The organism is Tenacibaculum finnmarkense genomovar ulcerans (genome assembly GCF_900239495.1).
GTDB lineage: Bacteria > Bacteroidota > Bacteroidia > Flavobacteriales > Flavobacteriaceae > Polaribacter > Polaribacter ulcerans.
In genome coordinates, this window is sequence record NZ_OENE01000025.1 from 108,420 (window position 1) to 128,591 (window position 20,172).

Sequence of the window (20,172 nt, forward strand, 5' to 3'; positions counted from 1 at the left end):
TTTTATCAGATGAAACTTCAAACACAAATACCTTTAAAGAAACAACCTCATAATTTAATCGATTATAATTCTAAGTTACTTTTATTAGGCTCTTGTTTTTCTGAAAATATCGGCGATAAATTATCGTTTTATAAATTTCAATCACAACAAAACCCGTTTGGAATTTTATTTCATCCAAAAGCTATTGAAAAATTAATTACCGATGCTATTAATCAAAAAAAATATACCGAAGATGCTGTTTTTTATCACAATGAATCTTGGCATTGTTTTGATGCACATTCTAGTGTAAGTTCTTCGGATAAAAAAGAAGTTTTAAATAATTTAAACACTGCAAATACGGCAACATTTGAGTATTTAAAAAACGCTAGTCATCTTGTAATTACACTTGGTACTTCTTGGGTTTATCGTAAAATTTCTTCGGATGCTATTGTTGCTAATTGCCATAAAATTCCGCAGAAAAACTTTTTAAAAGAAATTTTAAGTATTGATGAAATTACTGAAAGTTTAGATGCTATTATTTCTTTAACAAAATCCGTTAACCCGAATATTTCGATTATTTTCACAGTTTCGCCTGTTCGTCATATAAAAGATGGGTTTATTGAAAATCAACAAAGCAAAGCGCATTTATTAAGTGCGATTCATCAAATTATTGAGCCTAAAAACAACACTTATTATTTTCCTTCTTATGAAATTATGATGGATGAATTACGTGATTATCGTTTTTATGCCCAAGATATGATTCATCCAAATAACACTGCAATAAATTATATTTGGGAAAAATTTATAGAAGTTTGGATTTCTGAAAACACCCAAAAAACGATGAAGGAAGTTGACATCATTCAAAAAGGATTAGCGCATCGTTCTTTTAACCCAACATCGGAAGCACATCAGAAGTTTTTAAAAAATATCGCACAAAAAAAGGAAACACTTCAAAAAGCATTTCCTTTTATTACATTTTAAAAACAGTACTTATTTTGTTAAATACTGATCTACATTTTGCCAAGGACCTCCGTTAATTACATCAATTCCTTGTGCTACTAAAAAATCAGTTGCCTGACCACTTCTACCACCACTTTTACAAACTGCGATTACAGGTTTTCCCCAAGCTTTAATTTGCTCAACACTTGTTGGTATTGTTGTTAAAACAATGTGTTTTGCACCTTGTGAATGCCCGTCGTTCCATTCTTCTAAAGTTCTTACATCTAAAATAACAGCTTGATTTCCTAAATATTCTTGTATTTTTTCACCCATGTTTTTCTTTCTAAATAAGTTAAATAATCCCATTTGTTGTATTATTTCTCAGACAGCAAATATAATCCGTTTTCTATTAACCCTTTGTAACCCTTGTTACTTTTTAAGCTTTCTAAATATTTTTTTAAGCTTATTTTTATCGAAAAATCATTTTTAAAAGCCAATTCATATAACTCTAAAGTTAATAACCAATCCTTTGGATATTCATTTTTAAGAATCTTTAAAATTCTTTCAATTATATTTTCAGTAATCGTATTATCTTCCCTATATTTTCTTACATCAGCATACATTTGATATAATCTATTATCAGCTTCTGAATATTGAATTTTATGTGTTTTAGTGTCAGATACTTTTCCTATATCTCCAAAAGAATCAACATCCGCAGGTCCTGAATATGCCGAAACTAATTCTTTTCCTATTGCCATATCGTAAATTCCCCACGACGGATCAAATAAAATTTGTTCCTTATAAGTAACCCTACAATCTTTTAAAGACACGATTAAAATTTTACCTCGTAAATCTCGTGTTCCTGTAATGATCTTTCCTGTAACAAGTACGCCACTTTCAAATTCTAAATTTATAATTTCACCTTCATAAATCCCGTAGGCTTTTAAATCACGCGGGCTCATATCTTCAATAGGCAAATTAATTCCTTTCAACTTTCCTACGGGACTTCCAAAACCTTCGGCATGATAACTAATTCCGTGACCAATTAATTCTTTATCTCTATTTGATAAAGCAGTGTTTCCAGTAGTTTGTATGTAGGCAATTTCCCCTTTTTTATCTTCAATAACATTGCTAAATATTCCTGATATTTGAATACCAGTACTTAATTCAACAGTTCCTAAATTTTTAGAATTTATTAATTTTTCAACCCCTTTTAAACCACCTGTTCTAAGTGCCATTGTATTGGCAAATTCATTTAAAACCAAGCTTAAATACGCAAAATTTGGCGTAACAAATAACTGAGGTTGTGGTTTTGTAATATCAAAATTCTGAGTAGCTGCGGCAACTGAATACGGCACTTTTTTAACTTCCGATTGCATACACCATTTACTTTCTCCTATGGATGATAATAAACCTGCGCCGTATATCTTCGGATTTTCAGGTGTTCCGATTAATCCATATTCAACCGTCCACCAATGCAGGTTTCTTATTTGTGCCATTTCCGATAATTCGCCCATATTATCTTGTAACCACGTTACCTTTTCTTGTGCGTCATCTATTGATTTTTTAGTGGCATTAGGATCTTCTTTTAAAATTGATAACAAACGAATTGCTTCATACATTTCATAATCTTTTGATGATGAAATTGCTTTTGATCCTATTTCACCAAAACGACGTAAATATTCTGAATATTCAGGATTTGCAATAATTGGCGCGTGCCCTGCAGCTTCATGAATAATATCGGGTGCTGGTGTGTATTCAATATGATTTATGGTACGAATATCCGAAGCAATTACCAATACATTATAGGCTTGAAATTCCATAAAAGCATTCGGAGGAATAAAACCATCCACAGAAACTGCCGACCAACCGATTTCTTTTAAAATACGATTCATTCCTGCCATATACGGAATGTTATTTACAGAAATACCCGTTTTTTCTAAGCCTTTTAAATATGATGAATGAGCAACTTTACCTAAATAATCAACATTCATACGCATTACATAGCGCCAAACCGCTTGATTTTGGGCGGTATATTCGTTGTATGGTTGTTTTACAATAAATTTATGTAAGTGCTTTGGTAACTTTTTAGTTACATCATTTAACTCAAAATGAGGATTCATATTATTATCTGTTTTGCTTTGTAAATTTAAGTTTTTTATGGTTGATTTAAAATGGATATTCGTTAAATTATATATTTTGTATCTTTACCTTTATCAAAAACATCAAAAAAAACAGCAGTTATGAGAAATCGCGGGAGTTTAAAAATTAGACTTTTAATTGGTGCAGCAATCGCTATTTTTGCTTTGCTAAAATATTGCGCTAGTGCAGAAACAAATCCTTATACAGGTAAAAAACAACATATTTCTATTTCTCCAAAGCAAGAAATTGCAATCGGTTTAAGTAGCGCTCCTCACATGGCGCAACAACATGGCGGTTTATATCCTAGCCAAAAACATCAAGATTTAGTAGATCAAATTGGAAAAAAATTAGTTGACAATAGCATCGCCCGTGAATCTGGTTATCCTTTTGATTTTCATTTATTAAAAGATGAAAGAACTATCAACGCTTTTGCTTTACCTGGCGGACAGGTTTTTATTACCTATGCCTTGTTTTCAAAATTAAAAAACGAAGATCAGTTGGCGGGAGTTTTAGGGCATGAAATTGGGCATGTTATCGGTCGTCATTCGGCAGCACGTATGGCAAAACAAGATTTAACCCAAGGCTTACTTTCGGGGGCTTCTGTAGGTTTTGACCCAAGTACTGCACAAGGAATTGCTGGAATTGCCAATGTAATTAACATGAAATATGGTAGAGGCGATGAGTTAGAAAGTGATGATTTAGGTGTTAAATTAATGCTCGATGCAGGTTATAATCCGGAGAGTTTAATTGGCGTAATGCAAATTTTAAAAGCTGCCGCAGGCCCTAACAGAACTCCAGAATTTCAAAGCACTCACCCCGACCCTGAAAATAGAATCGAAAAAATTAAAAGCGCTATTGCTAAATATCGTAGATAACTATTGAAAATATAATTAATTTAGAAATGCTTTTAGATGATTTCTGAAAGCATTTTTTTTAGCAAAAAACCCTAGCCCCGATTGAAGCAATTGTTTGAGCTCCTTTTTTGATTTTTCTTCAAAAAAGAGCGAGTGCGGAAAGCGGGAAATAGCTTCAAATAATTTTTAAACAGGCTCTTAAAACGGTAAAATCTTTCTTATTTTTACAGTCCAATTCAACAAAAATGAACAAAAAAGTTATTTTAATGATTCTTGACGGCTGGGGAATTACCCAAGATCCTAAAGTTTCTGCCATATACAATGCCAAAACGCCTTTTATAAATTCGTTATACGATACATTTCCACACGCTCAATTACGTACCGACGGAAATCATGTCGGTTTGCCTGAAGGGCAGATGGGTAATTCGGAAGTTGGACACATGAATTTAGGTGCAGGAAGAATTGTATATCAGAATCTGGCGAAAATAAATAAAGCGGTTGATGATGGTTCTTTAGCACAAGAAAAAGAGCTTTTAAAAGCCTTTGATTATGCCAAGAAAAACAATAAAAATGTGCATTTTTTAGGATTGGTTTCCAACGGCGGAATTCATTCGCATATCAATCATTTAAAAGGATTGCTTAGTGCTGCTGCCGATTTTGGTTTATCGGATGTTTTTTTACATGCTTTTACTGATGGTCGTGATTGTGATCCTAAATCTGGAAAATATTTTATCAATGAGATAGAAGAACATATGCAAAAAACTACGGGTGAATTGGCAACAATTACAGGGCGTTATTTTGCTATGGATAGAGATAATCGTTGGGAAAGAGTGCAATTAGCTTACGATGCTTTAGTAAACGGAAAAGGAGAGTTTTCTACTGATGCTACCCAAAGTATTCAAAAAAGCTATGATGAAAATATTACGGATGAATTTATCAAACCTATTATTATGGTTGATGAAAAAAATCAACCTAAAACAACTATTAAAGAGGATGATGTTGTTATCTTTTTTAATTTTAGAACTGATAGAGGTCGTGAATTAACTGAAATTTTAAATCAGAAAGATTTCCCTGAACTTAATACCAAAAAATTACCATTATATTTTGTTACCATGACAAATTATGATGAAACTTTTAAAGATATTAAGGTAATTTACAACAGTAAAAATATTGAAAATACTTTAGGTGAGGTTTTAGAAAACGCAGGAAAAACTCAAATTAGAATTGCGGAAACGGAGAAATATCCACACGTAACATTTTTCTTTTCAGGAGGAAGAGAGCAAGAATTTAACGGCGAAAAACGTTTATTATGCCCATCGCCAAAAGTAGCTACTTACGATTTACAGCCAGAAATGAGCGCCTACGAAATTCGTGATGCTATTGTTCCTGAATTACAAAAAGGCGCTGTTGATTTTGTGTGTTTAAACTTCGCAAATGGCGATATGGTTGGGCATACTGGTGTTTTTGAAGCAGCAGTAAAAGCTTGTGAAACGGTTGATAATTGCGTAAAAGATGTCATTACAACGGCTTTAGAAAACGATTATACGACTATTGTAATTGCCGACCACGGGAATTGTGAAACCATGATGAACCCTGATGGTTCGCCACATACATCGCACACCACAAACCCTGTGCCGATGATTTTGGTTGATAAAGATTTAAAAGCTATAAAAGATGGTGTTTTAGGCGATATTGCCCCCACTATTTTACATTTAATGAACCTGCCACAACCCAAAGAAATGACACAAGATTCATTACTATAAACGATTTAAAAGTGCTAGGTATTTATACTTTTAAAATCAAAAAAAACCATAAATAACCGTAAATTTGCCGTTCAATATTTTTAAGATGATCAAAAGAAAAACTAGAGAAGAAATAGAAATCATGCGTGAAAGTGCATTAGTCGTATCAAAAACTTTAGGGATGTTAGCTAAAGAAGTAAAACCTGGTGTTTCTACTTTATATTTAGATAAACTTGCCGAAGAATTTATTCGCGAGCAAGGAGCAATTCCTGGTTTTTTAGGATTATATGATTTTCCGAACACCCTTTGTATGAGCCCAAACTCACAGGTTGTACACGGAATTCCTAACAAAACGCCATTAATTGAAGGCGATATTATTTCGATTGATTGTGGTTCGATTAAAAATGGTTTTTACGGAGATCATGCCTACACATTTGCTGTTGGTGAAATTGCTGCGGAAACTCAAAAATTATTAGACGTTACCAGAGAGAGTTTATACGTTGGTATTCGTGAATTAAAAGTTGGAAATCGTGTTGGTGATGTTGGTTTTGCGATTCAAAACTTTACGGAAAACCATGGTTACGGCGTAGTTCGTGAATTGGTTGGTCATGGTTTAGGGCGTGTAATGCACGAAGATCCTGAAATGCCAAATTACGGTCAAAGAGGTCGTGGTAAAAAGTTTATTGAAGGGATGGTTGTTGCCATTGAACCGATGACAAACTTAGGAACTCACAAGATTTTACAACATGATGATGGTTGGACAATTACTACTTTAGATGGTAAACCTTCAGCGCATTTTGAGCATGATGTTGCTATTGTTGATGGTAAACCTGAATTACTTTCTACCTTTAAATATGTACACGAAGCTTTAGGGATTGTTACTGATGAGGAGGACGAATTTAGACGCTAATTTGTTTATATCAGACACGAATTTCACTGATTAACACGAATTTTAGTCTGACACGAATTTCGCTGATTAACGCGAAGTTGTTTATATCAGACACGAATTTCACTGATTAACGCTAATTTTAGTCTGACACGAATTTCGCTGATTAACGCGAAGTTGTTTATATCAGACACGAATTTCACTGATTAACACGAATTTTACTGATTAACGCGAAGTTGTTCTAGCAGATGATCATTAATGCTGATTTTACTGATTACTAATTAAAATTACTATGAACGAAAATCTTTTATACAAAAACGAAGCATACCAAATTATTGGTGCTTGTATGGAGGTTCATAAATTTTTAGGTAAAGGATTTAATGAAGTTGTATATGGTGATGCTTTAGAAATAGAATTTCAATCTCAAAATATACCTTATAAAAGAGAAGTAAAGTTTAGTATAAACTACAAAGGCAAAATAATTCCTCATTATTATTTTGCCGATTTTGTAATAGATAATAAAATAATTCTTGAAATTAAAGCTATTAAAGAACTGAATTCAGGTCATCTAAAACAAACATTAAACTACCTAGCAACCTCTAAATTAAAACTTGGTTTACTGATCAATTTTGGCGAAAATAGTCTTCAATATAAAAGAGTTATTTTAAATAATTCGTGAAAATTCGAGAAATCAGCGTCTCAAACAAAAAAATTCGTGTAAATCTGCGAAATTCGCGTCTCAAAAAAACAATCCGTGTAAATCTGTGAAATCAGCGTCTCAAAAAAACAATCCGTGTAAATCCGTGAAATCAGCGTCTCAAAAAAAATCCGTGTAAATCCGTGAAATCAGCGTCTCAAAAAAACAATCCGTGTAAATCCGTGAAATTCGCGTCTCAAAAAACAATCCGTGTAAATCTGCGAAATTCGCGTCTCAAAAACAATCCGTGTAAATCCGTAAAATTCGCGTCTCAAAAAACAATCCGTGTAAATCCGTGAAATTCGCGTCTCAAAAAAAAATCCGTGTAAATCCGTCAAATCAGCGTCTCAAAAACAATCCGTGTAAATCCGTGAAATCAGCGTCTCAAAAAAACAATCCGTGTAAATCCGTGAAATTCGCGTCTCAAAAAAACAATCCGTAAAAACCACTAAAATTCGTGTCTTTATTCAAAACCATACTAAACACCATTCCACGACCTTTATTAATTAAAGCCAGTTATTTGGTGCGCCCAATAATTGCTTGGTGGCTAAAAGGCGATGTATTTACCGATCCAATTGACGGAAAATCATTCCGAAAATTTTTACCTTACGGATATGGAATTCAAAGAGAAAATGCACTTTCACCTTCTACTCTATCTTTAGAAAGACATCGTTTATTGTGGCTGTACTTACAAAATGAAACGAGTTTTTTATCTTCGGATAATTCAAAAAACTCTGAAAATTCAAGTAAAAAATTAAAAGTACTACATATTGCACCTGAACAATGCTTTTTAGATATCTTCAGAAAGCAAAAAAACTTAGACTATATTACTGCTGATTTAGAATCGCCGATTGCAGATGTAAAAGCAGATATTTGCGATTTACCTTTTAAAGATAATGAATTTGACGTTGTTTTTTGCAATCATGTTTTAGAACATATTACGGATGATACCAAAGCAATGCAAGAATTATACAGAGTTTTAAAAGTTGGCGGATTTGGTATCTTTCAAATTCCTCAAGATTTATCAAGAGAAAAAACTTTTGAAGACGATTCAATTACCGATGAAAAGGAACGCACCAAAATATTCGGACAATATGACCACGTGCGAGTTTATGGGCGTGATTATTTTGACAAACTTCGCTCCATAGGTTTTAAAGTGGATGAAGTTGATTTCACAAAAAAAATCGCTCCAGAAAAACTAGAACGATTTGCTTTAATGAAAGGCGAAATTTTGCCTGTATGTTTTAAGAGCCTTTAAATAAACTGTCAGTTCGAGTGATTTTTTTCCTTCAAAAAATTATATCGAGAACTTTTTCAGCATCAAAATTCATAAACATAAAAAAATTCAAATTCTCGATACAATTTTAATTCCTTTTAGTCATTAAAATCACTCGAATTGACAAAAATCATCAAAAAAAAATGAAATAAACTCAAGTTGACCGATGCGACTTCTTAATTTTCAAACTCTTTTAACTCATTATTTTTGTCATTATATAATAGGACAACTTTTAACTCAGGATGTTTTAATAAAAAAGCGGTTGTTTTTTCTAATCCCATAGCTAAAAAAGCCGTTGCGTAGGCATCAACATCAGCACAATCGCCTTTTAAACGTACCGAAACACTCAATAAATTACTCTGACTCGCCAAGCCTGTTTTTGGGTTTACTGTATGTACAATTTTCTTGCCGTTTTCATTGATTTTAAATTTTCGATAATTCCCAGAAGTTGCCATCGATTCATCATCCAAAGTAATTATTTTTTGAAGCGAGCGTGTGCCGTCAATATTTGGTTTTTCTATGGCTACTTTCCATAATTTACCCTTCTTTTTTCCTCTTGCTCTAATTTCTCCACCGATTTCTATCAGATAATTATTGATTTTTTTATCTTCTAAAAACCAACCGATAACATCAACACCGTATCCTTTGGCAAAAGCATTTACGTTAAATTCAATCTGGTCCGATTCACGATAAACCTTATTATTTTCGAGTTTTACTTTATCAAAACCAACGCCAATCATCAGTTTTTCTATTTCTTCGGATGACAAATTTTTACGCTCCTTACCCGATCCAAAACCATAGGCATTGATTAATTTACCAATTGTAGGATCAAAATAACCAGCTGTTTCTTTATATATTTTTTTCGCTTTAGCAAAAACGTCAACAAACATTTTATCAACAACCACGGTGGTATCGCCATTATTTATTTTAGAAATATCAGAAGTTGGTAAATAGGTTGATAAGGATTTATTAACCAAATTGAATAAACTATCTATTGATTTTTGATAATTAGCCTGATTATCAGCATCAACATACGTAATATGATAGGTGGTGCCAAAAACAAAACCTGCTAATTTAATTTCTGATGATTTTTTTTCTTGCCCACAAGAAATTAAAAACACCGCCAAACAAACGATGTAAGCTATTTTTTGAATCATTTTAAAAATTTAATCACAAAAATAATTTATTATCTGCTCATAAAAGATTGTTAATTCTATTTTTTTGCAGGTTGCTTTTGCTAAATTTGCTTTTTACAATTTTTAACAACACAAAACAGCATCAAATGAAGAAAATATTTTTAGCGATGACCGCTTCTGTTTTATTAGCGTCATGTGTATCTACCAAAGAACTAAACGCCTTAAAAACAAAACATCAAAAAACAAAAAATGAGTTATTAGCTGTCAAAGCAAACTTAACAAAATGTTTAGTTGAAAAAGAAAGTTGTCAAGACAAAGTCAATACCTTAAAATCTTCTGTAGGTGATTTAAAACAAGACAAGCAAAACTCTTTAAAACAAGTAGAAAACTTAACGGTTTTAACCAAGGGAGCAAATGATAATATCAAAGAAACTTTAACGCAATTAAGTAAAAAAGACAAATATATTAACAGAATTAGAGCCGCAAATACTAAAAAAGATTCGTTAAATTTAGTGGTTGCTTTTCATCTGAAAAAAGAATTACAACAAGGAATTGATGACCAAGATATTACTATTAACGTAGAAAAAACGGTTGTTTTTATTTCAATTTCTGATAAATTATTATTTAAAAGCGGTAGCTATACCATTTCTGATAAAGCTTCAAAAGTTTTAGCAAAAGTGGCTACAGTTGTAAATGGTCAGCCAGAAATGGATGTAATGATTGAAGGACATACCGACAGCACCCCTGTTTCAGCGGGTTCTAGCATCAAAGATAACTGGGGACTGAGTGTTTTACGTGCAACCTCAATTGTTCGTGAATTACAAAACAAATACAGCGTAGCCCCTGAAAGATTGATTGCCGCTGGTAGAGCAAGTTACATTCCTTTAGTAGCAAACGATACTCCTGAAAATAAAGCAAAAAACAGAAGAACAAAAATTATTGTTTTACCGCGTTTAAATCAATTTTTTGAATTATTAGAACAAAAAACAGAGTAATTTAAAAATCTTTTATCAAATTAATAAAAAAACGTGCAGTTGCACGTTTTTTTTATTTAAAATAAATTAAACTAACTGGCTATTTGTCAATCAAATAATTAGCCGTATATTTGCAGACCTTTTTTAAGGAGAAATCATATATTAATAAACAAAAACTAATCGTGTAATTATGAACACATTAAGTTACAAAACAGTATCAGCAAACAAAAACACTGTTAATAAAGAGTGGGTTTTAGTTGATGCGGACGGGCAAACGTTGGGTCGTCTAGCTTCTAAAATAGCAATGCTAATTAGAGGTAAGTACAAACCAAATTATACTCCTCACGTAGATTGTGGAGATAACGTGGTTGTTATCAACGCAGAAAAAATTGTTTTAACTGGTAAAAAGTGGACTGATAAATCTTATATCCGTCACACAGGTTATCCAGGTGGACAAAGATCATTAACTGCTACTGAAATGTTCGAAAAAGATCCTACAAGATTAATCGAAAAAGCAGTAAAAGGAATGTTACCTAAAAACAAATTAGGAAGCGCTTTATACAAAAACTTGTATGCTTATGCAGGTACTGAGCACCAACAAACAGCTCAAAACCCAAAAGCTATTAACCTTAACGATCTTAAATAATGGAAACTGTACACAAAATAGGTAGAAGAAAAACAGCAGTTGCTCGTATTTATCTTTCAGAAGGTAAAGGAAACATTACTGTTAACAAGAAGGACTTTAAGAACTACTTTACAACAGGAACTTTACAATACAAAATCCAACAGCCTTTAATGTTAACTGAGAACTTAGAGTCTTATGACATTAAAGTAAACGTTTTTGGAGGTGGTATTACTGGTCAAGCAGAAGCAATCCGTTTAGCAATTACTAGAGCATTAGTAGCTATTAACGAAGAGCACAAAGCGGTATTGAAACCAGAAGGTTTATTAACTCGTGACCCTAGAATGGTTGAACGTAAGAAATTCGGTCAGAAGAAAGCACGTAAGAAATTCCAGTTCTCTAAACGTTAATATATTTTTCATTGCCTTGCAAAAGGCAATGTTATTTATTTTCAAAAGAGACTGTTATTTATAATTTTATTTTTAACAGTTTAGTATCTAAATATTTCAGACTTTTTACAACTACTGAAATATTGTGAAAACAGAACGTAAACACATTTTATTAAAATGGCAAATATTCAAGAATTATTAGAAAGCGGAGTGCACTTCGGTCACTTAACTAGAAAATGGAACCCAAACATGGCTCCATATATTTATACTGAGCGTAATGGTGTTCACATCATCGATTTGTATAAAACATCTGCTAAAATTGATGAAGCTGCATTAGCTTTACAAAAAATAGCAAGCTCTGGTCGTAAAATATTATTCGTTGCAACTAAAAAGCAAGCGAAAGATATTGTAGCAGAAAGAGCAACAAACATTAACATGCCTTTTATTACTGAGCGTTGGCCAGGTGGTATGTTAACAAACTTCGTAACTATCCGTAAAGCTGTTAAAAAAATGGCTACTATTGATAGAATGAAGCAAGATGGTTCTTTTGATGCTTTATCAAAAAGAGAAAAGTTACAAATTAACCGTCAGAGAGCAAAATTAGAAAAGAATTTAGGTTCTATTTCTGATATGACTCGTTTACCTGCGGCTGTATTTGTAATTGATGTTAAAAAAGAACACATTGCAATTGCTGAAGCTACAAAATTAAACATTCCAATTTTTGCATTAGTTGATACGAACTCTGATCCTAGACCAGTAGATTACGTAATTCCTGCAAATGACGATGCTTCTAAATCTATCGATAAAGTTTTATCTTATGTAACTGATGCTATTGCTGAAGGTTTATCTGAAAGAAAAGCTGATAAAGAAAAAGTAGCTGCTCCTGCTAAAGAAGTAAAAGCAACTCCTGAAGCTCCTGCTACAGAAGAAGCTAAATAATTTTAATTTATTTTCAGTTAAAGGTTTCATTAATTTGAAACCTTTAACTATTTTTACAAGTATAAAACAACTAAAAAATAACAATAGATATGTCAGTAAAAATTAGCGCTGCAGACGTAAAAAAATTAAGAGAAAGTACCGGAGCTGGTATGATGGATTGTAAAAATGCATTAGTAGAAGCTGAAGGGAACTTTGATAAAGCTGTTGAAGTTTTACGTAAAAAAGGACAAAAAATCGCTGCTAAAAGAGCCGATAGAGATTCTACTGAAGGTGTAGCCATTACTAAAATTAGTGATGACAATACTTATGGTGTTGCTATTGTATTAGCATGTGAAACTGATTTCGTTTCTAAAAATGATTCTTTTAAAGATTTAGCTGCTGAATTTGTTGCTATTGCTTTTAATACTAAAAGTAAAGAAGAATTTTTAGCTGCTGATTTTGGTGGGGTAACTGTTGCTGAAAAATTAATCGAACAAACAGGTGTTATCGGTGAAAAAATCGATATTACTTCTTTTGAAAGATTAGAAGCGCCATACGTAGGTTCTTATACTCATATTGGTAAAATTGCTGCTATGGTTGGTTTATCTGCTCCTGCAGATAATGCGGCTGTTTTAGCGAAAGATTTAGCAATGCAAGCTGCCTCAATGGGAGCAATTTCTTTATCTTACAAAGGTTTTGAAGCTGCTTATGTAGCATCTGAAACTGAAGCAAGAATTGCTGCTATTGCTAAAGATAATATTGAATTAGGTCGTTTAGGTAAAACTTTAAAGAACGTTCCTCAATATGTTTCTAGATTACAATTAACTGATGCTGCCTTAGCACAAGCTGAGCAAGATGCTAAAGATCAATTGAAATCAGAAGGGAAACCAGAAAAAATTTGGGATAAAATTTTACCAGGAAAAATGGAAAGATTTATTTCAGATAACACAACTTTAGATCAAGAACAATGTTTATTAGATCAAAAGTTTATTAAAGACGAAAAGAAAACTGTTGCAGAATATGTTTCTTCTTTTGGTGACGTAGAAGTTAAAAACTTCGTAAGAGTTACTTTAGGATAATTCTTAAACATCACAAAATATTTAAAAACCATCCAATTTTTTGGGTGGTTTTTTCTTTTATCAAAACTCAAAAAAATTGCGTAGTTTTGCATAACTTTCAACAAGATTATGCAATATAAAAGAATCCTTTTAAAATTAAGCGGTGAATCATTAATGGGCGACCTTCAATATGGTATTGATCCTAAAAGACTTAAAGAATACGCCCAAGAAATTAAACAAGTAATAGCTAAAAACATTGAAATTGCCATTGTTATTGGTGGTGGAAATATTTTTAGAGGTGTTGCTGGAGCTAGCCAAGGAATGGATAGAGTTCAGGGTGACCACATGGGAATGTTAGCAACCTGTATTAATGGTTTAGCTTTGCAAAGTGCTTTAGAGGCTGAAGGAATTCATACGCGTTTACAAACAGCAATTGAAATTAAAGAAATAGCAGAACCTTATATTAAACGTCGTGCAAATCGTCATTTAGAAAAAGGACGTGTCGTTATTTTTGGAGGAGGTACTGGAAATCCTTATTTTACTACCGATACAGCAGCTGTTTTAAGAGCTATTGAAGTAAATGCAGATGCCATTTTAAAAGGAACTAGAGTTGATGGTATTTATAATGCAGATCCTGAAAAGGATAAAAATGCCATAAAATACGAAAGTATCAGCTTTAAAGATGTTATCAGAAAAGGATTAAAAGTAATGGATATGACTGCCTTTACTTTAAGTGAAGAAAATAAACTTCCTATTATTGTTTTTGACATGAATAAAAAAGGAAACTTACTTAAATTAGTTTCTGGAGATCAAATAGGAACAATAGTTGACAATCAATAAATCAAAAGAATCCCTCACATTTTTTATAGGGCAATAAATACGAGTAACATGAACGAAGAAATTGATTTTATTTTAGATTCTGCCAAAGAGGCAATGAATAATGCAGTTGCACATTTAGAAAAAGAATTACGTACTATTAGAGCTGGAAAAGCATCTCCTGCAATGTTAGCAAATGTACAGGTTGATTATTATGGTTCGGCAACTCCTTTAGGTCAAATAGCAAACGTAAGTACTCCTGACGCAAGAACAATTACCATTCAGCCTTGGGAAAAAAATATGCTTCACGAAGTTGAAAAAGCAATTACTTACGCTAATTTAGGTTTCAACCCAATGAACAATGGTGATGTTATTATTATTAACGTTCCTGCTTTAACTGAAGAGCGTCGTAAAGAACTAGCAAAACAATGTAAAGCCGAAGCTGAGCACGCTAAAGTTGGTATTCGTAATGCACGTAAAGATGCAAATAACGATATTAAAAAAGCCGATGTTTCTGATGATGTTAAAAAAATATCAGAAGAAAGTGTTCAAAAATTAACCGATAGTTTTAGTAAAGTTATTGAAGAAAAAGTAGCGGTAAAAGAAAAAGAGATAATGACTGTTTAATTACTTTCATATATATAAAAAGAGTGTCATAACAGACACTCTTTTTTTTCGTTTAATTGTTACTTTTATCATAACTTTGCAAAAAATTTTTAAATGACTTTTTGGACTAAAATTGCTGGATTTATATTGAGAAACAGGTATCTTGTTTTAATTGCTATCGCTATTGTTACCGGGCTATTAGTTACTCAAATAAAGTACATGCGCTTTTCCTACACCGAAGCAAATTTACTACCTGAAGACCATCAAGCAAATATTCAATACAATCAGTTTTTAGACATTTTTGGCGAAGAAGGTAACTTAGTTATTTTAGGTGTTAAAGATTCTACTATTTTTACCCCTGTAAAATTTAATGCCTGGAACAAACTTGTTAAAGAGTTAGACAGCGTTAAAGAGGTAGCTTTTAGCGTTTCTATTGCTGATGTTAAAGAGTTAAAAGCCGATAGAAAACAACGAAAATTTGTGCTTGAACCTCTATTTGAAAAAAAACCTACTACAAATGAAGAGGTTGCTAAAATTAAGAAGCAATTATTTGAAAACCTGCCTTTTTACAATAATTTATTATACAACGACAAAGGTACTTTACAAACCGCTATTTATATTGATAAAGCTATAGTAAATACACCTGCTCGTAAAGATTTTATCACCAAAAGATTAATTCCTACTGTTGAAAAATTTGAAAAAGACCATCAAATAGATGTGCGTATGTCAGGAATGCCATATATAAGAACGATCAATTCTCAAAATATTATTGATGAAATGCAACTGTTCGTATTAGGTGCTTTAGGTATTACAGCACTTATATTCTTTTTCTTTTTCCGATCATTTAGAGCTACTTTTATTACACTTTTAGTGGTTGGTGTTGGTGTTATTTGGGCATTCGGTTTTATTGGTTTTTTCAGGTATGAAATTACTGTTTTATCAGCTTTAATACCGCCATTAATTATTGTAATTGGTGTACCAAATGCAGTGTTCTTGATTAATAAATATCAACAAGAAATAAAAAAACACGGTAACCAAGCAAAGTCATTACAACGGGTAATTTCAAAGATTGGTAACGCCACTTTAATGACCAATATTACAACAGCCTCGGGGTTTGCAACCTTTGTTTTTGTTAAAAGTAGTTTATTGAGAGAATTCGGAATTTTAGCCTCTGTAAATATTATCAGTATTTTTATTTTGGCCTTATTAATTATTCCTATTCTTTATAGTTTTATGCCACTTCCTAAAGAAAAACACTTAAATCACCTAGAAAAAAAGTGGATGGAAAACATCGTTTCTTGGATGGAACGCATGGTAAAAGAACAGCGAATTACCATTTATATTACCACCGTTATTGTAATCATATTAAGTATGATTGGCCTATATCAAATTCGTGTTTCGGGTAGTTTAATTGAAGATATGCCCAAAGAAGCACAGTTTTATAAAGATATTAAGTTCTTTGAAACAGAATTTGGCGGAATTATGCCACTAGAAATATTGATTGACACCAAAAGAGAAAAAGGTGTTATGAAACTTTCTACTTTAAAGAAAATGGAAAAATTAAATGAGGCTATTCAGACGTTTCCTGAATTATCAAAACCCATTTCAATTACCAACTTAGTTAAATACTCTAAACAGGCGTACTACAAAGGAAACCCAAAATATTATCAATTACCTACGAGTCAAGAAAAAGCACACATTTTTGCCTTTTCTAAAAATTCGAATACCAATACAGGTATGTTAAATAATTTTGTAGATAGCACAGGACGTTACACACGTATCACTACGTTTATGAAAGATGTTGGTACTGATAAAATGGACATTATTCAAGGGCGATTAGACGCTGTTATCAAAAAAGAGTTTCCTAAAGAAAAATTTACCGTTTCTATGACAGGGAAAGCCTTGGTTTTCTTAAAAGGGACTAATTATTTAATTAAAAACTTAGTCATTTCATTATCGCTTGCTATTTTGTTAATTTCAATTTTTATGGCATGGATGTTTCGTTCATTTAAAATGATTTTCATATCGTTAGTTCCTAACATGCTTCCTTTATTAATTACCGCAGGATTAATGGGCTTTTTTAGCATTCCTATAAAACCATCTACTATTTTAGTATTTAGTATCGCTTTTGGTATTTCTGTCGATGATACCATTCATTTTTTAGCAAAATACCGCCAAGAATTACTAGCCAATAACTGGAAAATTAAACCTGCCGTTTATGCAGCGCTTCAAGAAACTGGTGTCAGTATGTTTTATACCTCAATTGTATTGTTCTTTGGGTTTTTAGTCTTTACAATTTCTAGTTTTGGAGGAACAATTGCTTTAGGAGGCTTGGTTTCAGTAACCTTATTATTAGCTATGGTTTCTAATTTATTATTACTACCCTCACTCCTACTTTCTTTTGAAAAAAGGATTGCAAATAAAAAGGTGTTAAAAGAGAGTAATTTTAAAATTTTACCGCCAAAAGAAGAGGCTAACAAATAAATTTAAAAAGAACAAAAAGTATCTTAAAATAAAAAAGGGACAGCTTTTGCCATCCCTTTTTTAACTTTTTCACCTGCTTTTATCGTCTTTTTCATAACGAAAATTTTCTTTTCATAGCAATTTTTGCTTTCCTCAAAGCATGCCACAAATGTACAGTCAATTTAATTTTCACACAACTGTGTTTTTCCGCAGGTTTTATAATTTATGAGTTCAAATCAACATACTATTGGGCAATATACTAGAGAAAATGTTTCAGACATTCCTTTAACCAAAGGTGATCAAGCGTATCTATTTTATAAAAAAACGATTCCTAAATTTATAGGCGAAGCGATTTCTATTTATTCTTTTAAAGAAGATAGAATGTTATATGCCCACGGATGGGAAGACTTATTAGGTTATAAAGATGAAGAAATTACCATGCTTAAAATTGTAAGTTGCACCTCACCAAGGCATTTTAATTTTTCGAACGAATTAAACGACAAAGCACTTCAATTTTTTAAAACAAAAACAACCGATTTAGAAAAATACAGCTTTACTTTAGAGGTTGAAAAAATTCATGCAAACGGAAGTATTGTTCCGTTGTTTTCAAGAGTCGCTATTTTAAAAGCAACTAATGGTAAAATAGAAGAAATGATTACGGTTTCGCAGGTTATAAAATCATTAAAACATAGCAATGTAATGCAATATGATGTTTATGGCCCTGAAAAATCAGATTTTGAAGAAATTTTAAATAAAGAGTTATTTCAGCATTTGGCAATTTCTAAAAAGGAAAAAGAGGCACTTTATATGGCAGCAAAAGGAATGACTTTTAAAGAAATTGCAGCTCAATTAAACGTAAGTCAATCTGCTGTTGAAAAACGTTTAATACCACTTTACAAACGTTTTAATGTAAAAAGCTTGCCTCATTTAATTAGTTTTGCACATACCAATCATATTCTTTAAAATAAAGTAGGCTTACTAAAATGCCTAGCCCCGATTGTAGCAATTGTTTGAGCTCCTTTTTTGATTTTTTTCAAAAAAGAGCGAGTGCGGAAAGCGGGAAATTGCTTCAAATTATAAAAATCTTGTTTTTTTAACAATATCTTCTAAAAATGAATAAAAAACAATAAGAATCTACGTTGATTGTTTTATTTCAAAAAAGTATCTTTGCTATTCAATTTTTAAAAGATGAAAAGAAGTAGCGTTAACGAATTATTACATTCGGATAAATTTTTACAGGAAGTACACGTAAAAGGATGGGTTAGAACCTTTAGAAGCAATCGTTTTATTGCTTTAAATGATGGTTCTACCATTAATAATATTCAATGTGTTGTAGATTTCGAAAATACAGATGAAGAACTTTTAAAAAGGATTACTACAAGTGCCGCAGTGAGTATTACAGGTACTTTAATTGAAAGTCAAGGTAAAGGACAATCGGTAGAAATAAAAGTTACAAAATTAGAGATTTTAGGTGATTCAAACCCTGATGAATACCCTATTCAGCCTAAAAAACATAGTTTAGAATTTTTAAGAGAAAACGCGCATTTACGTATCAGAACAAATACGTTTAGCGCTATTATGAGAGTTCGATCGGCATTGTCTTTTGGAGTTCATAAATATTTTCAAGAAAATGGTTTTAACTACGTAAATACACCAATTGTTACAGGTTCTGATGCCGAAGGTGCTGGTGAAATGTTTCATGTATCTAATTTTGAAACCAATAAAGCGCCGTTAAATGAAGAAGGTGAAATTGATTACACTCAAGATTTTTTCGGAAAAGAAACGAATTTAACCGTTTCTGGGCAGTTAGAAGCTGAAACTTATGCGATGGCATTAGGAAAAGTATATACTTTTGGTCCTACTTTTAGAGCTGAAAATTCAAATACAACGCGTCATTTAGCCGAATTTTGGATGATTGAACCTGAGGTTGCATTTAATGATTTAGATGCCAATATGGATTTATCTGAAGATTTTATCAAATCGGTTTTAAACTATGTTTTAGAAAACTGTAAAGACGATTTGGCATTTTTAGACAATCGTTTAACACAGGAAGATAAAACAAAACCACAAGCGCAGCGTAGCGAAATGGGCTTAATTGAAAAATTAAACTTTGTTGCTAATAACAACTTTAAACGTGTTTCTTACACCGAAGCTTTTGAGATTTTACGTAATTGTAAGCCGAATAAAAAGAAGAAATTTCAATTTCCTATTACAGAATGGGGTGTTGATTTACAATCGGAACATGAGCGTTATTTAGTTGAAAAACACTTTAAATGTCCTGTAATTTTATTTGATTACCCTGCAACGATAAAAGCATTTTACATGCGTTTAAATGACGATGGTAAAACGGTTCGTGCAATGGATGTTTTATTTCCTGGGATTGGAGAAATGGTTGGAGGATCGCAAAGAGAAGAGCGTTTAGATGTTTTAAAAGCGAAAATGGCCGATTTAAACATTGATGAAGAAGAATTATGGTGGTATTTAGATACTCGTAAATTTGGTACAGCAGTACATTCAGGATTTGGTTTAGGATTTGAACGTTTAGTTTTATTTGCTACAGGAATGAGCAATATTCGTGATGTAATTCCGTTTCCTAGAACACCACAAAACGCAGAATTTTAAAAAACAATAAAATTTATAGCATATAATCGTCATTCCTCACAGAATGACGATTT

19 protein-coding genes are annotated in these 20,172 nt (G+C 32.1%); 16 read left to right on the forward strand and 3 right to left on the reverse strand.

Annotated elements, in window-relative coordinates:
• The first annotated feature begins 9 nt into the window (after nucleotides 1–9).
• Nucleotides 10–960: a GSCFA domain-containing protein gene (locus tag DPIF8902391_RS08590; protein ID WP_172505578.1), complete on the forward strand. Its 951-nt coding sequence runs from the start codon at nucleotides 10–12 to the stop codon at nucleotides 958–960.
• A 9-nt stretch (nucleotides 961–969) separates the two neighbouring features.
• Here DPIF8902391_RS08590 and DPIF8902391_RS08595 read toward each other — a convergent pair whose 3' ends face one another.
• Together DPIF8902391_RS08595 and DPIF8902391_RS08600 are read right to left on the reverse strand one after the other, a co-directional pair.
• Nucleotides 970–1,284, reverse strand: coding sequence for a rhodanese-like domain-containing protein (locus DPIF8902391_RS08595; protein ID WP_232112371.1), 315 nt, complete (start codon nucleotides 1,282–1,284; stop codon nucleotides 970–972).
• An 8-nt stretch (nucleotides 1,285–1,292) separates the two neighbouring features.
• The gene (locus tag DPIF8902391_RS08600) at nucleotides 1,293–3,041 is read right to left on the reverse strand and encodes an aromatic amino acid hydroxylase (protein ID WP_172505579.1); all 1,749 of its coding nucleotides are present in this window, start codon (nucleotides 3,039–3,041) and stop codon (nucleotides 1,293–1,295) included.
• 120 nt (nucleotides 3,042–3,161) lie between these two features.
• Here DPIF8902391_RS08600 and DPIF8902391_RS08605 point away from each other — a divergent pair, with 120 nt between their 5' ends.
• The 5 genes from DPIF8902391_RS08605 to DPIF8902391_RS08625 all read left to right on the forward strand — a co-directional run bounded on the left by DPIF8902391_RS08605 (nucleotide 3,162) and on the right by DPIF8902391_RS08625 (nucleotide 8,497).
• Nucleotides 3,162–3,935 (forward strand): M48 family metalloprotease, encoded by a 774-nt coding sequence (locus DPIF8902391_RS08605; RefSeq protein ID WP_058884247.1) that lies wholly within the window; start codon nucleotides 3,162–3,164, stop codon nucleotides 3,933–3,935.
• 224 nt (nucleotides 3,936–4,159) lie between these two features.
• A complete protein-coding gene (gene gpmI / locus DPIF8902391_RS08610) occupies nucleotides 4,160–5,677 on the forward strand; it encodes a 2,3-bisphosphoglycerate-independent phosphoglycerate mutase (RefSeq protein ID WP_058884246.1) in 1,518 nt (505 codons plus the stop codon).
• Nucleotides 5,678–5,762: 85 nt separating this feature from the next.
• Nucleotides 5,763–6,566 carry a type I methionyl aminopeptidase gene (gene map, locus DPIF8902391_RS08615; RefSeq protein WP_172505580.1) on the forward strand — a complete coding sequence of 268 codons (804 nt, stop codon included), beginning with the start codon at nucleotides 5,763–5,765 and terminating at the stop codon, nucleotides 6,564–6,566.
• A gap of 268 nt (nucleotides 6,567–6,834) precedes the next feature.
• On the forward strand, nucleotides 6,835–7,221 hold the full coding sequence (locus DPIF8902391_RS08620; RefSeq protein ID WP_058884244.1) for a GxxExxY protein: 387 nt from the start codon (nucleotides 6,835–6,837) through the stop codon (nucleotides 7,219–7,221).
• Nucleotides 7,222–7,696: 475 nt separating this feature from the next.
• Nucleotides 7,697–8,497 (forward strand): class I SAM-dependent methyltransferase, encoded by an 801-nt coding sequence (locus DPIF8902391_RS08625; protein WP_172505581.1) that lies wholly within the window; start codon nucleotides 7,697–7,699, stop codon nucleotides 8,495–8,497.
• Nucleotides 8,498–8,691: 194 nt separating this feature from the next.
• On the opposite strand, the gene DPIF8902391_RS08630 is transcribed toward DPIF8902391_RS08625, so the two are convergent.
• Nucleotides 8,692–9,672 (reverse strand): FAD:protein FMN transferase, encoded by a 981-nt coding sequence (locus tag DPIF8902391_RS08630; protein ID WP_058884243.1) that lies wholly within the window; start codon nucleotides 9,670–9,672, stop codon nucleotides 8,692–8,694.
• A gap of 125 nt (nucleotides 9,673–9,797) precedes the next feature.
• Between DPIF8902391_RS08630 and DPIF8902391_RS08635 the strand changes: the two genes are divergently transcribed.
• From DPIF8902391_RS08635 to asnS, 10 genes are all read left to right on the forward strand, one after another.
• On the forward strand, nucleotides 9,798–10,646 hold the full coding sequence (locus DPIF8902391_RS08635; RefSeq protein ID WP_058886210.1) for an OmpA/MotB family protein: 849 nt from the start codon (nucleotides 9,798–9,800) through the stop codon (nucleotides 10,644–10,646).
• Between the two features lie 169 nt (nucleotides 10,647–10,815).
• Nucleotides 10,816–11,271 (forward strand): 50S ribosomal protein L13, encoded by a 456-nt coding sequence (gene rplM / locus DPIF8902391_RS08640; RefSeq protein ID WP_028888421.1) that lies wholly within the window; start codon nucleotides 10,816–10,818, stop codon nucleotides 11,269–11,271.
• A complete protein-coding gene (gene rpsI, locus DPIF8902391_RS08645; RefSeq protein ID WP_058884242.1) occupies nucleotides 11,271–11,657 on the forward strand; it encodes a 30S ribosomal protein S9 in 387 nt (128 codons plus the stop codon). The genes rplM and rpsI overlap by 1 nt, the downstream gene beginning before the upstream one ends.
• Nucleotides 11,658–11,813: 156 nt before the next feature.
• Complete coding sequence (gene rpsB / locus DPIF8902391_RS08650) at nucleotides 11,814–12,575, forward strand: 30S ribosomal protein S2 (protein WP_058884241.1); 762 nt, start codon at nucleotides 11,814–11,816, stop codon at nucleotides 12,573–12,575.
• 89 nt (nucleotides 12,576–12,664) lie between these two features.
• Nucleotides 12,665–13,633, forward strand: a complete 969-nt coding sequence (gene tsf / locus DPIF8902391_RS08655) for a translation elongation factor Ts (RefSeq protein ID WP_172505582.1) — start codon at nucleotides 12,665–12,667, stop codon at nucleotides 13,631–13,633.
• 108 nt (nucleotides 13,634–13,741) lie between these two features.
• Nucleotides 13,742–14,452, forward strand: coding sequence for a UMP kinase (gene pyrH, locus DPIF8902391_RS08660; protein WP_058884239.1), 711 nt, complete (start codon nucleotides 13,742–13,744; stop codon nucleotides 14,450–14,452).
• Between the two features lie 48 nt (nucleotides 14,453–14,500).
• Nucleotides 14,501–15,055 (forward strand): ribosome recycling factor, encoded by a 555-nt coding sequence (gene frr / locus DPIF8902391_RS08665; protein WP_058884238.1) that lies wholly within the window; start codon nucleotides 14,501–14,503, stop codon nucleotides 15,053–15,055.
• A gap of 93 nt (nucleotides 15,056–15,148) precedes the next feature.
• A complete protein-coding gene (locus tag DPIF8902391_RS08670) occupies nucleotides 15,149–17,518 on the forward strand; it encodes an efflux RND transporter permease subunit (protein ID WP_058884237.1) in 2,370 nt (789 codons plus the stop codon).
• Between the two features lie 204 nt (nucleotides 17,519–17,722).
• Entirely contained in the window at nucleotides 17,723–18,460 is a 738-nt protein-coding gene (locus DPIF8902391_RS08675) for a LuxR C-terminal-related transcriptional regulator (protein WP_172505583.1), read from the forward strand.
• A 225-nt stretch (nucleotides 18,461–18,685) separates the two neighbouring features.
• The gene (gene asnS / locus DPIF8902391_RS08680; protein WP_058884235.1) at nucleotides 18,686–20,119 is read left to right on the forward strand and encodes an asparagine--tRNA ligase; all 1,434 of its coding nucleotides are present in this window, start codon (nucleotides 18,686–18,688) and stop codon (nucleotides 20,117–20,119) included.
• Nucleotides 20,120–20,172: the final 53 nt, after the last annotated feature.